15 protein-coding genes and 1 tRNA gene are annotated in these 15,310 nt (G+C 39.9%); 3 read left to right on the plus strand and 13 right to left on the minus strand.

Translation table 11 applies throughout. The annotated features are described in order from the left end of the window. Positions 1-51: 51 nt before the first annotated feature. From F3G88_RS06275 to F3G88_RS06295, 5 genes are read right to left on the minus strand one after another with little or no spacing between them, the layout of a single operon-like run. Positions 52-1,440 (minus strand): TRAP transporter large permease, encoded by a 1,389-nt coding sequence (locus F3G88_RS06275; protein ID WP_103614281.1) that lies wholly within the window; start codon positions 1,438-1,440, stop codon positions 52-54. Continuing rightward, positions 1,428-1,949, minus strand: a complete 522-nt coding sequence (locus tag F3G88_RS06280; RefSeq protein WP_149715663.1) for a TRAP transporter small permease subunit — start codon at positions 1,947-1,949, stop codon at positions 1,428-1,430. The genes F3G88_RS06275 and F3G88_RS06280 overlap by 13 nt, the downstream gene beginning before the upstream one ends. Continuing rightward, positions 1,942-3,294 (minus strand): sodium-dependent transporter, encoded by a 1,353-nt coding sequence (locus F3G88_RS06285; protein ID WP_149715664.1) that lies wholly within the window; start codon positions 3,292-3,294, stop codon positions 1,942-1,944. Before F3G88_RS06285 ends, F3G88_RS06280 begins: the two co-directional genes overlap by 8 nt. A 1-nt stretch (position 3,295) precedes the next feature. After that, positions 3,296-4,627, minus strand: a complete 1,332-nt coding sequence (locus tag F3G88_RS06290; RefSeq protein WP_103595017.1) for a sodium-dependent transporter — start codon at positions 4,625-4,627, stop codon at positions 3,296-3,298. Further along, positions 4,627-5,970 (minus strand): sodium-dependent transporter, encoded by a 1,344-nt coding sequence (locus F3G88_RS06295; protein WP_103573436.1) that lies wholly within the window; start codon positions 5,968-5,970, stop codon positions 4,627-4,629. The genes F3G88_RS06290 and F3G88_RS06295 overlap by 1 nt, the downstream gene beginning before the upstream one ends. 206 nt (positions 5,971-6,176) lie before the next feature. On the opposite strand from F3G88_RS06295, the gene F3G88_RS06300 reads away from it, so the two are divergent. From F3G88_RS06300 to F3G88_RS06310, 3 genes are all read left to right on the plus strand, one after another. After that, positions 6,177-6,479: a F0F1 ATP synthase subunit C gene (locus F3G88_RS06300; protein WP_004317263.1), complete on the plus strand. Its 303-nt coding sequence runs from the start codon at positions 6,177-6,179 to the stop codon at positions 6,477-6,479. A 47-nt stretch (positions 6,480-6,526) separates the two neighbouring features. Further along, a tRNA-Leu gene (locus F3G88_RS06305) sits at positions 6,527-6,611 on the plus strand. 58 nt (positions 6,612-6,669) lie between these two features. After that, positions 6,670-7,533, plus strand: a complete 864-nt coding sequence (locus tag F3G88_RS06310) for a VIT1/CCC1 transporter family protein (RefSeq protein WP_103573435.1) — start codon at positions 6,670-6,672, stop codon at positions 7,531-7,533. Here the strand turns inward: F3G88_RS06310 and ribD are convergent. Genes ribD through F3G88_RS06350 form a run of 8 tightly spaced genes read right to left on the minus strand, consistent with a single transcriptional unit; the run spans position 7,530 to position 15,242 of the window. Then, positions 7,530-8,591, minus strand: a complete 1,062-nt coding sequence (ribD, locus tag F3G88_RS06315) for a bifunctional diaminohydroxyphosphoribosylaminopyrimidine deaminase/5-amino-6-(5-phosphoribosylamino)uracil reductase RibD (protein WP_103573434.1) — start codon at positions 8,589-8,591, stop codon at positions 7,530-7,532. The two genes, F3G88_RS06310 and ribD, sit on opposite strands and share 4 nt — an antisense overlap. 53 nt (positions 8,592-8,644) lie before the next feature. Beyond that, positions 8,645-10,294: a formate--tetrahydrofolate ligase gene (locus tag F3G88_RS06320; RefSeq protein WP_103573433.1), complete on the minus strand. Its 1,650-nt coding sequence runs from the start codon at positions 10,292-10,294 to the stop codon at positions 8,645-8,647. 1 nt (position 10,295) lies between these two features. Beyond that, on the minus strand, positions 10,296-10,712 hold the full coding sequence (gene rimP / locus F3G88_RS06325) for a ribosome maturation factor RimP (protein WP_149715665.1): 417 nt from the start codon (positions 10,710-10,712) through the stop codon (positions 10,296-10,298). Continuing rightward, on the minus strand, positions 10,705-11,070 hold the full coding sequence (gene rbfA / locus F3G88_RS06330) for a 30S ribosome-binding factor RbfA (protein ID WP_004317240.1): 366 nt from the start codon (positions 11,068-11,070) through the stop codon (positions 10,705-10,707). Before rbfA ends, rimP begins: the two co-directional genes overlap by 8 nt. Then, complete coding sequence (gene infB / locus F3G88_RS06335) at positions 11,067-13,724, minus strand: translation initiation factor IF-2 (RefSeq protein WP_149715666.1); 2,658 nt, start codon at positions 13,722-13,724, stop codon at positions 11,067-11,069. The genes rbfA and infB overlap by 4 nt, the downstream gene beginning before the upstream one ends. Next, positions 13,711-13,965 (minus strand): hypothetical protein, encoded by a 255-nt coding sequence (locus tag F3G88_RS06340; protein ID WP_149715667.1) that lies wholly within the window; start codon positions 13,963-13,965, stop codon positions 13,711-13,713. Before F3G88_RS06340 ends, infB begins: the two co-directional genes overlap by 14 nt. A gap of 21 nt (positions 13,966-13,986) precedes the next feature. After that, a complete protein-coding gene (gene thrB / locus F3G88_RS06345) occupies positions 13,987-14,871 on the minus strand; it encodes a homoserine kinase (protein WP_149715668.1) in 885 nt (294 codons plus the stop codon). An 8-nt stretch (positions 14,872-14,879) separates the two neighbouring features. Beyond that, positions 14,880-15,242, minus strand: a complete 363-nt coding sequence (locus tag F3G88_RS06350) for a glycoprotease (protein WP_149715669.1) — start codon at positions 15,240-15,242, stop codon at positions 14,880-14,882. Positions 15,243-15,310: the final 68 nt, after the last annotated feature.

Below are 15,310 nucleotides of genomic sequence, written 5' to 3' on the forward strand. Positions count from 1 at the left end.
AAATTAGCCATTTTGCTTGTTTTTGGTATTTTACAACCAAAAACTTTTATATCATTTAAAAAGTGAGAGTAAGAAGTTAAATAATCCGCCGTGGCTCGCATCTAGCACCGGCTTTATCTCCATCAAAAAGACGCAGAAAAAGACTAAAACTGCTACTTGAATGATGATGTAAGGCACCACGCCTTTATAAATAGCAGCTGTTTTTATCTCAGCAGGTGCGACTGATCTTAAGAAAAATAGGCTAAATCCAAATGGCGGTGTCAAGAATGAAGTTTGTAAATTCATAGCAACTAGGATCGCTAGATAGACGGGATTTATGCCAAGTTTTGCGGCGATTGGCACCAAGATAGGAAGCACGATATATGAAATTTCAACAAAATCGATAAAAAAGCCAAGCACAAAGATAACAGCCATACTAAAGATGATAAAACCCCACTTCTCGCCTGGTAAATTTGTCATGAAATTTTCAACTATCTCATCGCCTCCAGTGTAGCTAAAGACCATAGAAAAGGCAGTCGCGCCAACAAGTATGGCAAAGACTAGAGCTGTAGTTTTTACGCTCTCAGCCAAAGCCTCTTTCATCATAGAAAATGAAAATGTCCTATAAAACATAGCGAGAATGATAGCGCCCACGCAGCCAAATGCTGAACTTTCAGTCGGTGTAGCGATACCTGCAAAGATAGAGCCTAGCACACAAATAACTAGCAAAAGTGGTGGGAAGATCGCAGTTAGCGCTCTAATGATCTGCTTAAATTTACTAACGCCACTCTCATCTTTTACGATAGGAGCGACCTCTGGTTTAAGATAAGCAACTATCAAAATATAAACTATATAAACGGCAACTAGCGTAAGTCCTGGCACAACAGCTTGGTGAAAAAGCTCGCCAACTGGTACTGAAAAGATATCGCCCAAGATGATAAGCACGATAGAAGGTGGGATGATCTGACCAAGCGTACCAGCAGCGCATATCGTGCCACATCCTAGGGATTGGTCGTATTTATACTTTAGCATTACAGGCAAGCTTATAACGCCCATAGCAACAACGCTAGCACCTACAACGCCAGTTGATGCAGCAAGAAGCGCTCCAACTAAGATAGTGCTTATCGCGATACCGCCACGAATTTCACCAAATAGCATACCCATGCTCTCAAGTAGTCTCTCAGCTAGCTTTGACTTTTGAAGCACGACACCCATAAATACAAAGAGTGGAACTGCTATGAAAATTCTACTCTCCATGATAGAGAAAATCCTATAAGGCATGAAGTTAAACATATCTTTAAACACTTCTATACTGCCAAGTAGTCCATCGCCATCGCTAAGGCTCTCTACGACACTACCAACCATGCCAAATATCATCGCAACCGCGCCAAAGGTAAATGCCACTGGAAAGCCAATGCCAAGCATTAATAGCGCGGCTATAAACATTATTAATCCCGCCATATTTTCTCCTTACTAGCTTTCTTATAGCGATTAAAATTTTTTATAAAAAAGCCGATCGCAAAAAATACAAGCACATAAAATGAAAAAGGGATCATCGCTTTTATGATCCATCTATGGGTAAGACCGCCTGGATCTGCGCTGGCCTCTGCCGAGCTGTAAGCATCTCCTACAAATCCAAATGATAAATTTGAAACCAAAAGCGCAAATGGTATGATAAAAAAGATGGTGCCTAGCATATTTACAAGGGCTTTATTTCTTTCTGAAAATTTAGCATAAAAGATATCAACTCTAACATGTGCGTCCTCTTTTAGAGCATAGCTCATGCCAAGTAGAAATATCACAGCAAAAAAGTGCCACTCAAGCTCCTGAAATGCAACGTTGCCGTAAGAGAAAAAGTATCTTGCCACAACGTTAAAAAATACGTCTATTATCATCAAAGCCATAATAAACATACAAATGTAGCCGACTATATCACCAGCTTTGTCAAAAAATCTCTCAATCTTATCCATTAAAAACCTTTAATAGTTCATTTATCATGATGATAAGCACACAAACTGGTGCTACATATCTTAGTAAAAAATACCATGTATTAAATACAAAATCACTCATATATGGGCTAAATAGCACATAAAGCGCATCTCTTTTCACAAAATATCCAACAAATATCGCTCCGCCGATACCGCTAATTGGTAGCAAGATATTTGAAGCGGTAAAGTCAAGGAAGTCAAAGAAATTTTTACCAAATATCATAAATTTATCGCCAACATTTTCTATATTTGATAAAAGACATAAAAATCCCACTATAAAAATCCCAGCTCCAACTATGCAAAGCGCTTTTTTCCTACTCATGCCATACTCTCTGATCAAGAAAAAGACAAATGGCTCAACGATGGAGATGGCTGAAGTGATACCAGCAAAGATAAGTGCAGCAAAAAATGCTACAGCCAAAATTTGACCGATCGCGCCAAGCTTTGCAAATAGCGTTGGTAGCGAGATAAAGACAAGACCTGGTCCTTGAGACGGAGTAGCGCCAAATTCAAATATAAAGGTAAAAATAACAAGACCTATCATAATAGCAAGCGCGATATTTATGAAGACGATACTAAGCGTTGAAGTGGCTAAATTTGTATCATCGCTTAGGCTAGCTGAATAAGTAATGATCGCTGCCATACCAAGAGATAGCGTCCAAAATGCAAGTCCAAGAGCAAGCAAGAGTGAGTTAAATGAAATTTTGCTAAAGTCTGGGATGAGTAAAAACTCGGCTGATTTTGCAAAGCCATCCATCGTCATAGAGTAAAAAAGCATGATCAAAACCATGATAAATAGGCTTGGCATCATCCAAACATTTAGCTTCTCTATGCCGCTTTTTACGCCTTTTGATAGGATGAAAAAGCAAGCTGCAAATGCTATAACAAAGTAAAGTGTCTGCTCGCCAAGACCATGCGTCAAAAGATCGTTAAATATCACTTTTGAGCTATCTATATCGCTTGGGAGGCCAGTAAATGAGAGCGTGAAATATTTAAAGACCCAGCCGATGATCACGATATAGTATGATGAGATGATGGCCGCTGTCACCATGGCTAAAATTCCAACTAGTTGCCATAAATTTTTATTTTTAGCTGCTAGCTTTCTAAAAGCATTTACACTGTCGCTCTCGCTAAGCTTGCCGATACTAAGCTCTGCCATAAAGATAGGCACACCAACTAGAAAAGTTATCAAAAGATATAGGATAATAAACGCCGAACCGCCGTTTTCACCGACCATGTATGGAAATTTCCATGCATTGCCAAGTCCGACAGCCGATCCAGCGACTGCTAGGACATAGCCTATTTTAGAAAATTGTTCTTTTGCCATATTATGAGATCTCCCTTATTAACACCACCAGAACTAAAAGTGGAGCCACAAATCTAATTAAAAAATACCAAATATTAAATACAACCTTGCCCATATAAGGCACAAATAGCTCTTTTAAAAGCTCAAATTTTACAAAGTAGCCAACAAAGATAGCAAACAAGATGCCACCAAGCGGGAGCATGATGTTTGAGCTGAGATAATCAAGCAGGTCAAAAAAGCTCTTACCAAAAAATGTAAGTGCATCTTTAAATTCGTTTGTGCCACTTAATGCGCATAAAATTCCTAAAATATAAACCACGCAAGCGACGATTAGGATTGATTTGTTTCTACTAAAATTTAGGCTTTTGCTTAAGAAAAATATAAACGGTTCAACCATCGAGATAACCGAGGTGATGCCAGCAAAAAATAGCGATATAAAAAATGTAAATGCCAAGAAATTTCCAAGCAAGCCAAGCTTAGCAAATAGCGTTGGTAGCGAGATGAAAGCAAGCCCTGCGCCTTTTGATGGCTCTGAGCCAAACTCAAATGTAAATGTAAAGACGATAAGGCCGATGATGACGCTTATTATGATATTTGCAAAGACGACATAGAGCGATGAGGTAAATAAATTTGTATCATCGCTTAGACTTGATGAATAAGTAAGTATGCAGCCAATGCCAACACACATCGTAAAAAAAGCAAGTCCAAGAGCGTTTAAAACAGCTGCTTGATCTATCTTTGAAAAGTCAGGCACCAATAGAAATTTAGCCGCTTTGTCAAAGCCCTCCATGCCAAAAGAGTAGCCAAGCATCAAAAGTAGCAGCACAAAAAGCGCTGGTATGAGATAGACATTTATGCGCTCTATGCCGCTTTTTACGCCTTTTGTAAGGATGAAAAAATAGGCAAAAAATGCGATACTAAAGTATAAAATTTGCTCACCTATGCCATTTGAGGTGAAATTTACAAAAAGCGTCTCTGAGCTTGCGATATCTTTAGGTAGCTCGCTAAGACTTAAAATGACGTATTTTAAAACCCAGCCAATGATGAGCGTATAAAAAGATGCGATAAATAGCCCAGTCACCATGATAACACCGGCAAATTTCCAAGAGCTTGCCCCTTTTGTAGCTAGAGATTTAAACGCTCCAACCGTATCAAGGCGTGAAATTTTGCCCATCGCCATCTCAGCAAAAAATATGCTAAGACCAACAGCAAAGGCAAAAAATAGATATATAAGAATAAATGCCGAACCGCCGTTACTACCGACCATGTATGGAAATTTCCAAGCATTACCAAGGCCGATAGCCGCTCCAATTATAGAAAGGATAAAGCCAATTTTACTAAATCTCTCTGCCATTATTTACCTGCCATCTGGTAGATCATTATCGCACAAATGGCAACTGGCACGACATATCTTAAGAAAAAGTACCAAATTTCAAAAAATGCTCTTCCCATAAAATCGCCAAAAAGCAGATACAAACTCTCTTTTTTTAGCTTATAGCCAACAAAAAAGCTAAATACGATAGCGCCTATTGGCATCATGATATTTGATGTGAGAAAGTCAAGCGCGTCAAAAAATGGCTTGCCACAAACACTAAAAGCACTTGATGTTTCTGAATAATATGAAAGTATGCAAAAGATGCCTAAGATATAGACAAAGGCGCCGATGTAAAGAAGTGCCATCTTTCTTGAAATTTCAAATTTTCTAACCAAATAATAAGCAAAAGGCTCGATCATCGAAACCGCGCTTGTGATGCCAGCAAACAACAGCGATACAAAAAATGCGACTGCCATGACGTTGCCAACGATGCCAAGCTTTGCAAAAAGCGTGACAAGCGAGATAAAGATAAGACCTGGACCACTTGCCGTGCTATCAGCCCCATAAGCAAATATAAATGTAAATACGACAAGCCCCATCATAATGCCTATTAAGATGTTTATAAAGATGATAGAAAGCGTTGATTTTATTAAATTTGTCTTCTCAGGTAAATTTGCAGCGTATGTTGGTATGACGCCAACGCCCATAGATAGCGAGAAAAACGCAAGGCCTAGAGCCTGCAAGATAACATCTGGCGTAATCGCACTAAAATTTGGTACAAATAAAAATTTAGCCGCCTTAACAAAACCATCTCCCATGCTAAGCGCGTAAAAAAGCATGCAAACAAGCAAGACAAAAAGGCTTGGCATCATCCATATATTTAGCTTTTCGATGCCACTTTTTACACCTTTTGAAACGGCAAAAAATACCATTAAAAAAACTAAGCTAAAACAAAGCACGGCACTGCTTAGGTCATTTGATAAAAGTGTGTTAAACTGTTCGCCTGCAGCTTTTGTGTCTGCTAAAAGCGGCAAAAAACTAAGATAGATATACTTTAATATCCAGCCAATAACAACCATATAAAATGAAGCTATGAGGATTGCTCCGATCATGAAAAATCCAGAGAGCGACCACGCTTTTTTATTTTTTGGAGCGAGTTTGTAAAGAGAGCTTACGATATCGCTTTCACCAAGTTTGCCAATGCTAAGCTCCGCTAAAAATGCCACAAATGCGATAGCAAATGTAAGAAGCAAGTATAAAATTATAAATGCCGAACCGCCGTTATTTCCCACCATCGTAGGAAATTTCCAGGCATTGCCAAGACCCACAGCAGAACCAGCCATCGCAAGAACAAAGCCTATCTTTGAAAATTTTTCGTTCATTGAAAACCTAAGATTAAGAATAAATTAAATTCTTTCAAAGATAGCATAAAAAAACTTTCATTTTTATAAGCCAAGAATTTTTTATAGGCAATTTAAATTTTTAGTGTTTTTATTTGAAACAAAGTTTTGTTTTTGTAATATTACGGCTCATAAAGTTTAAGTAGGGGACAGATCCGAAAGAGCTTTAAAATTTTAAAGGAGCAACGATGAAAAAGATCGTGTTTTTAATTCTTGGTCTTGCTGCATTCGCGTTTGGCGCTGACGGCGAGATGATCAGATCATATTCAGTTATCGCTGGCGGTATCGGCCTTGGCCTTGCAGCTCTTGGCGGTGCTATTGGTATGGGTAACACAGCTGCTGCAACTATCAGCGGAACAGCTAGAAACCCTGGCGTTGGTAGCAAACTTATGACTACAATGTTTATCGCACTTGCGATGATCGAAGCACAAGTTATCTACGCACTTGTTATTACACTTATCGTTCTTTATGCAAACCCAATGCTTGGCTAAGCGTAAAGCTTAAATTTAGCCCCACTTTTGGGGCTTTTGCTCTTTTTGCGATCATGGTGGAATTGGTAGACACGCTATCTTGAGGGGGTAGTGCCGCTAGGTGTGCGAGTTCGAGTCTCGCTGATCGCACCATCTATCTCTCTTTCTAAATCAAAATATTAAATTTATAAGCTATAAAAAGGAAAATTTTATGTTAGACAAAAAACGTGCCTTAAAACAATTGCAAAATGAAGCAGACGATACTGCTATATACTCACTTCTTGAAGCTAGCGAAAAAGACGAAGGGAATAAAAAAATACTTCGCAAATTAATCACCGAAGAGAGGCGCCACTATGCTTTTTGCCAAAAGATAACTGGTGAAAGCAGAAGTGCAAATTTATTTAAAGTCATTTTCTATACGATACTTGTTAAAATTTTTGGCACATCTTTTACCCTAAAATTTATGGAGTCACGCGAAGAAAATGCGGAGAAATTTTATCTTGACATCGTAGATGAATATCCTGAAGCTCGTGATATTTATGAAGAGGAGATGAACCATGAAAATAGTCTAATCTCCATGTTAAAAGACACAAAACTCGTAAATGCTGGTGGCATCGTGCTTGGCATGAATGATGCTTTAGTTGAGCTAACAGGCACACTTAGCGGCATCGCGCTTGCATTTTCAAATACAAAATCAGTTGGTGCAACAGGCCTTATCATGGGCGTAGCAGCCGCACTCTCTATGGCTGGCTCAGCATATCTTGAGTCAAAAGAAAATCCAAGTGACGAGATCAAACCGCTTACCTACTCGCTCTACACAGGCGGCTCATACATCATAACAACGGCATTTTTGATACTTCCATTTTTCATCTTTACAAGCGGTTTTTACGCCGTTTTGTCGATGTTTTTCTTTGCACTGGTTGCCATCATCACTTACAACTTTTATATAAGCGTGGCAAAGGAGCTTAAATTTTTACCAAGAGTGATTGAGATGTGCGTGATAACTTTTGGCGTTGCGATCATATCTTTTGGCATCGGCTTTTTAGTTAAACACTATTTTGGACTAGATATTTAATCCAAAATTTCATACCAAGTGTAGCTATCATCTCCGAAATTTCCACTAAAAAGCGGTTTTAAATTTAGATCAAGCCTTAAATTTTCACCATTTTTAAAATTTGAGCTTTGATAGACAAGTAGCCACTTTACATTTGCTAGCTTGCCATATTTTGCGAGCTTTAAAAACTCGCCAGCTCCTTCAAACATGCTAAGACCTTTTAGATCAAGCTCTTTTTGAATACTGACTTTTCGACCTGGAACACTAAAAAGTGGCAATGTTTCATCAAATTTATCACTTCTTGAGTAGATTATGACATCTGGATTTTTGCTACCGCTTACTAGCCTACTATCAAGCTTTGGTCGGTCTGTCCGCACTGTGTTACCACCGATCACTAATGTATCTATGACGCTTCTTAGTTTATGCACATGCGTGCGGCTAAGCTCATTTGTGATGATGCCGCCACTTGCCACGCCGTTTTTACTAATGGCAATTTTTAAAAAGCTAAATCCACCATTTTGATATGCCAAAAATGGCTCAAGCAGCTTATCGCAGCGCTCTTTTAAAATGCCAAATTTAACTCTCACACCAGCGCTTTGAAGCAAATTTGCGCCGCCACTTGCTATTTTATTTTCATCATGGCTACCAATTATGACCTCGCTAAAACCAAGCTCTTTTAGCAAATTTGCACAAGGTGGCGTTTTGCCATGATGCGAGCAAGGCTCAAGTGTGACATAAGCTTTTGCATTTTTTAGTAAATTTGAGTGGTTGTTTAGTATAAATTCATAGGTAAATTTTGGCTCTAAAAGGCCAAATTCGCCCTCTTTTATCTTAGAGCTAAATTTAGCATTATATGCCTTTATAAAATCATCTTTAAATTTTTCACTTTTTTTACAAAGCGCAAAGAGTATCGCTGTCGGTTCAGCGTGTAAATATCCAGCCTTTTCATGAGCCTTGCAAGATAAAATTTGCCCACTTTCATCAAGGATAAGGCATCCAACGGCTGGATTTGGATAGGTCAGGATCTGAAATTTCCAAGCCTCGCTTAAAGCAAGATCCATGTAAAATTCGTCGTTCATCCATGCCCTTTAAATTTAAACACACCAGCGTTTGCCAGTGTGTTTTCATAAATTTACGACAAGCCGTCGATCTTGCCATCTGCGTCTATCTTCATATTGACCGCAGCTGGCACTTTTGGAAGTCCTGGCATTAGCATGATTTTGCCGCAGACCGCGACGATAAAGCCAGCTCCCGTTCTAATGTCAAGGTCTTTTACGCTAAAAGTAAAGCCCTTTGCTCTGCCCAAAAGCTTCGCATCGTCGCTAAATGAGTACTGTGTTTTTGCGATACAAACTGGCAAATGGCTCAAATTTAGCTCTTTTATCATCTCAAGTTTTTTAAGAGCAGCCTCTTCAAAGACCACCTCGCTAGCTCCATAAATTTCCTTAGCGACCTTTTCTATTTTAGTTTTTGTATCATCGCTCATCTCGTAGGTGAAATTTATCTTACTTGGCTTATCGCACGCCTTTAAAACTAGCTGGGCAAGCTCAAGCGCACCTTTGCCACCTTTTAAGAAATTCTCACAAACTGCTACTTCTACGCCAAGCTCACGGCAGTAATCTTTTACGAAATTTATCTCTTCTTCAGTATCAAAGCCAAATTTATTAAGCGCCACAACCACGTTTTGACCAAATTTGACTTTTAAATTTTCGATGTGTCCGCCAAGGTTTTCAATACCTTTTTTAAGGGCATTCATATCTGGTTTTGTGATCTCGTCTTTATTTGCTTCGCCGTTATATTTTAGCGATCTGATCGTGCTTACAAGCACCACAGCACTTGGTTTGATGTCAGCAACCCTGCACTTTATATCTAAAAATTTCTCCGCGCCAAGCTCCGAGCCAAAGCCAGCTTCAGTGATGACGTAGTCGGCTAAATTTAGAGCTGTTTTTGTTGCGATAACTGAGTTGCAGCCGTGTGCGATGTTTGCAAATGGGCCACCATGCACGAGCGTAGGTGTGTGCTCTAGTGTTTGAAACAAATTTGGTTTGATCGCATCTTTTAAAAGTATGCAAACAGCGTCTTGGCAGCCTAGATCACGCACGTAGATAGGCTTTTTATCACTATCATAGGCGACCATGATGTTTGCCACGCGCTCTTTTAGATCAGAAAGGCTTGTGGCTAGACAAAGCACAGCCATGATCTCGCTTGCGGCGGTGATGTTAAAGCCATCTTCTCTTGGCACGCCATCAGTCCTACCGCCCTGACCAACGGTGATAAATCTTAGCGCGCGGTCGTTCATATCCATACATCGCTTCCATAAAATTTTCTCTATTTTTAGTGGATTTTCTTGATAGAGGCTATTATCTATCATCGCTGAAATGAGGTTATTTGCCGATGTTATCGCGTGAAAATCGCCAGTAAAGTGTAAATTTAGATCCTCCATCGGCGCTAGCTGCGAGTAGCCGCCACCTGCTGCTCCGCCCTTTATACCAAAAACTGGCCCAAGAGATGGCTCGCGAAGTGCTAGGCAGACCTTTTTATTAAGTAAATTTAGTGCGTCAGCTAGACCGATCGACATAGTCGTTTTGCCTTCGCCGTATGGGGTTGGATTAGTCGCAGTGACTAAGATGAGCTTTGAGTTTGATGGCTCAAGTCTAGGGGAAATTTTAGCCTTAAATTTGCCGTAAAGCTCAAGCTCATCTTCGTTTAAGCCTAGTTTTGCGGCAACTTTACTGATGTGTTCTAGTTTTGTTTGGTGAGTTATCTCGATGTCGCTTAGCATTTTACCACTCCAAATATGTTTTTGCTTTTTTTATCTCACTGATGTTGATCTCAAAAATTCCCTCTTCGTTTTCTACTGCGACGCTCTCTTCGTCCGCTTTTACAAGCCTTCCTGCAAATTTCTCAGCCTCGGTTTGAACTTTAACTAGCTCACCAACACTCGCTTTAAAATGCGAAGGCTTGCTAAGCTTTCTCTCAAGGCCAGGCGAGCTAACTTCAAGGTTGTAATCCCCGCTAACTGGCGGTGTCACGTCAAAGATAGGCGAGAGCAGACGGCTCACTTTTTCGCAATCATCAAGGCTCACTCCGCCATCTTTTGTGATGTAAACTCTAAAAATAGCCCTGGCATTTTCATTTGCGATCTCGCTGTCATAAAGCTCTACGCCGCATTCGCGTACTAGTTTGTCTAAATTATCCATTTTTGTTTAAATCCTTTGAAATTTTATCAAACAACTTATCCATATGGTTTTGATACTCTAATCTATCGTCAAATTTAAAGTGAAAATTTGGACATCTATACCAGCCCTCAGCAGCCATGCAGTGGTTTTGCAAGTGCCTACAAACGCGCTTTAGATGCCCCAAAATATACTCTTGCTCACGCTCGTCAAACATCATCTTGTCAAGATAGACAAAGGCGTCATATCTGCCCTTTTTGCACTCGACGTCAGTGACGCAAAGACCTTTTAAAATGCTATCTTCAAGAGTGGCTAAAGCCTCTGGTATGAGCTCTTTTAGCACGCTCTCTGTTCTCATACGCTTTATTTCGTTAGCGTTCATAGAGTAGCTTTCTCCTTGACTTCTTTGAAGCTTTCGATGTAGTCATTTTCTCTAATGTCGTTGAAATTTTCGATACCAACACCACACTCATAGCCTTTAGCAACCTCTTTGACGTCATCTTTGAAGCGTTTTAGTGAGCTTACCGAGCCCTCATAAACGATCACACCTTCTCTAATAAGACGAATTTTTGCCCCTCTGTTTATCGTACCCTCAGTGACGATACATCCAGCGATTGCGCCTACTTTTGGCACATGGATCACTTGGCGAACCTGAGCTTGACCAAGCTGCTCTTCTCTGATGATAGGTGACATTAGTCCGCCCAAAATCGCCTTCACATCGTCGATTAGGTTATAAATAACGTTGTAAGTTTTTATCTCGACGCCACTCTCTTTTGCCTTCTCTTTTATCTCACCAGTTGGCCTTATATTAAAGCCAAGGATGATACAGTCGTTGCTTGCGCTTGCAAGTGCAACGTCGCTTTGCGTGATACCGCCAACGCCTGAGTGGATCACATTTACTCTGATCTCGTCATTTGCTAGTTTTTCTAGGCTTGCTTTTAGCGCTTCAAGTGAGCCGCCAACGTCAGCTTTGATGATGACTGGAAGTGTCTTTAGCTCGCCCTCAGCGATCTTAGCACTAAGCTCATCGATACTAACTTTTGTGCTCTTGCTAAGCTCTTTTTGACGGATATATTCAGCCTTTTTCTGTGCGTATTCACGAGCCTCTTTATCAGTTTTTACGCCTATTAATGTCTCGCCAGCCTCTGCTATCTCGCTAAGGCCTACTATCACGCCACATTCGCCTGGTTTTATCTCTTTTAATGGCCTGCCCTGATCATCAAGCAAGCTTCTTATCTTACCGTATGCAACGCCAGCTACGACAGTGTCTCCGACATGAAGCGTGCCGTTTTCAACGATGATGGTAGCTACTGGACCACGTCCTTTTTGAAGTGAGCTCTCGATGACAGTAGCCTTTGCGTTTGCCTTTGGATTTGCCTTTAGCTCCAAAAGATCAGCTTGCAAAAGCACGATCTCAAGTAGATCATCTATGCCCATGCCTGTTTTTGCAGAGATCGGTACAAATTCATACTTGCCACCCCACTCTGTTGGCATGATGTCAAGCTCAGCAAGACCGGTTTTTACTAGATCGGGATTTGCTGACTCTTTATCCATTTTATTTATTGCGATGATTATTGGCACGCCAGCGGCTTTTGCGTGGCTAACTGCCTCTTTTGTCTGTGGTTTTACGCCGTCATCTGCTGCAACAACGATGATAACTATATCAGTTACACCAGCGCCCCTTGCACGCATAGCCGTAAATGCCTCGTGGCCTGGAGTGTCGATAAATGTGATGTTTTTGCCGTTTTTATTTACCATATAAGCGCCCACGTGCTGAGTGATACCACCAGCCTCTCCTGCTGCTACGCGAGACTTTCTTATGTAGTCAAGTAGCGAGGTTTTGCCGTGGTCTACGTGACCCATGATGGTTATGACTGGTGCTCTTGGCTGGAGATTTTCATCGTCTTTTATCTCCTCTTCGTAGGCTGCTACGTAGTCAAATTCTTTTTGATCGTCGATGATATTTACCTCGACATTAAACTCATCAGCCAAAATTTCTATCGCATCTTCATCCAAAAAGTCATTTTTAGTTGTCATCATACCAAGCATAAATAGCTTACCTATGACCTCGCTTGGCTGCTTATTTAGCTTTTCAGCAAATTCATAAACACGAATTTCTTTTGGGATATTTATTGAAGTTACAGCTTCGCTATTTTGTTTATTTTCAGGCTTTTTGTGTTTTTTTCTAGCTCTTCTTTGTATGCCACCTTCGCCAAACGAATTTATCGTGTTATTGACGGTTGTCTTCATCGCACTTGGCTGTTTTGTCCTTTGCATCGGAGCTGGAGCTGGAGTTTTAAAGCTAAAATCAGGTAGCACCACCACATCTTCATCTTCAAGCACGATGTCACCAAAGTCGCTTCCGCCAAGCAAGTCCATCTTCTCAGCGCTATCTTTTTTGCTTACAACTGTTACTTTTTTCTCTTTTTTCTTTTTTCTAGCCAAATTTTCATCGCTAGCAGAGAACATACTCTTAAAATCACTAATGTTAGTTACAGCCGCCTCTGCCTTTTTCTCCTCTTTTACAGGAGCTGGCGCCTCGTAATCTTTTTTCTTTTTAACTATCACAAGGCCGCGTCTTTTTTGGGTCACATCAGCCAAGCTCTCTTTTGGTTTTGGCGCTTCTGCTGGCTTTTGCTCGACCTTTACAGGCTCTTCTTTTTTAGGCTCAGCTTTAGGTTTTTCCTCTGAAATTTGAACCTCTTTTTTAGGCTCTGCTTTTGCCTTTTCAGGCTTTGGCTCAGCCTTAGTAGCTGCCTTTTTAGGCTCAGTTTTAGGTTTTTCTTCTTTTTTTGCTGGCTCTTTTTCTGCCTCTTTTTTAGGCTCTTTTTTTGCCTTTGGCTCGCTCTTTTTCTTTTTAAATTTATCTGGTATTACGCCAGTTTGAACGTATTCATATATTGCTTCAGCCTCTTCAAGGCTCACAGCATTTGAGTGAGTTTTGACCTTTAGGCCTAGTTCTTGAGCTTTTTCGACTATCTCTTTACTTGGGTAGCCAAGCTCATTTGCGATCTCTGAAATCCTAACATTGCTCATTTAAGAGTATCTCCTTTAACTTCGGTGCGTCAAGTCCGAGGGCACCTTTAGTTTGTTTATCAATTATTTTTTTTAAAATTTTGTCGTCTTTTTGCAAACAGCCATCACATAGATAGAAACTGCGGCCATCTCCTTTGCCGCACTCTAAATTCTTGCCTACCAAGCGGTATCTTTTTAGCAAGTTTTGAGAAAATTTGACTTTGCAAGCGACGCATGCCCTTACTGGATTATTTTTATTCATTATACCTTTTTAAACTTGTTTCTAGCTTTGCGTGATTTCGTATCCATCGTTATCAAATGAAAAAATTTCCACTCTAAAATCACCAAATTTACTCTTTAAAGCATCTTGTAAATTTTTAGCGTCATCTTTATATGCGATGTTTAAAAAGCTTGAGCCTGAGCCTGAAAGTGTGCTCATTAGCGCTCCATTTTCATAAGCTACCTTTCGCACCTCAAAAAGCTCTTTTAAAGCGCTCATTCTGCGCTCTTCGTGCATCATATCCTCACTTGCTACCCTTAAAAGATCATATCTTTTTTTATAAAAACAAGATGTCAAAAATGCAGCGTGAGAGAGGTTATTTACGCACTCTTTCATAGTGTAGTTTTTTGGCAAAATTTGTCTTGATGATGCAGTGCTCATCGGCTTATTTGGGATGACGACGACCGCTTTTATGTCATCGCTTAAATTTATTTTATTTGCATAAACATTGCCGTTTTTTACGATAGCACTGATAAATCCGCCGTGAACTGCTGGCGAGATATTATCTGGATGGGTTTCATAGATGATAGCTTTATTTAAAACGACGCTTTTACTAGCCTTAAACCCAGCCATCTCATAAGCTGAAGCTATGGCTCCGACGATCACTGCGGAGCTGCTACCAAGTCCTCTTGAAAATGGGATATTGTTTTCAAAAACGACTCTAAAATTTTCATTTTTGCCAGTTAGCTCGAGAAAAATTTCATTAAAAATACTTAGAAAAATGTTGTTTCTTTTTAAATTTACACTATCGCTTCCCTCGCCATTTATCGAGACCGAGCTAAATTTAGATGGTTCGATCTTTACGCTATTAAAAAGCTTTAAACTAAGCCCCAAAGCGTCAAAACCAGGTCCTAAATTTGCACTTGTAGCAGGGATTAAGATATTCAAATTTTCTCCTAAACAGCTTGGATGATATAATTTGGAAGTGTATCTGAATTTAGTTTTAATTCATCTAAATTTAAAGGCAACACAAACCTCACTGGCTCAACTTTTTCAAGTGAAATTTCACCATTTTTTAAGACAAAACTTAAATTTTTATTTGCCCTGATCGCTTGGCCGCCATTTAGACTAAAACCGCTAACTGCGTAAAACTCGCAGCCCTTTGCCGAAGAAAAAGTCTTTAAGATGACGTAGGCTACTTTTAGCCCCATGAAGCTACCTGGCGTGTTTGCGTAGATGATCTTTGTGATGTTAAATTTAGAGGATAAATTTTCTAGGATTTTTATCAGAGCTTCACTAACATGCTCGTCAGTTGTGATCTCATCAAATTTTACGCCATCTTTATAGACTCCAACTAAAAGTGGAGTCGATAAAGAGACTACTAAAA

Source organism: Campylobacter concisus, assembly GCF_902460675.1.
Classification (GTDB): domain Bacteria; phylum Campylobacterota; class Campylobacteria; order Campylobacterales; family Campylobacteraceae; genus Campylobacter_A; species Campylobacter_A concisus_AJ.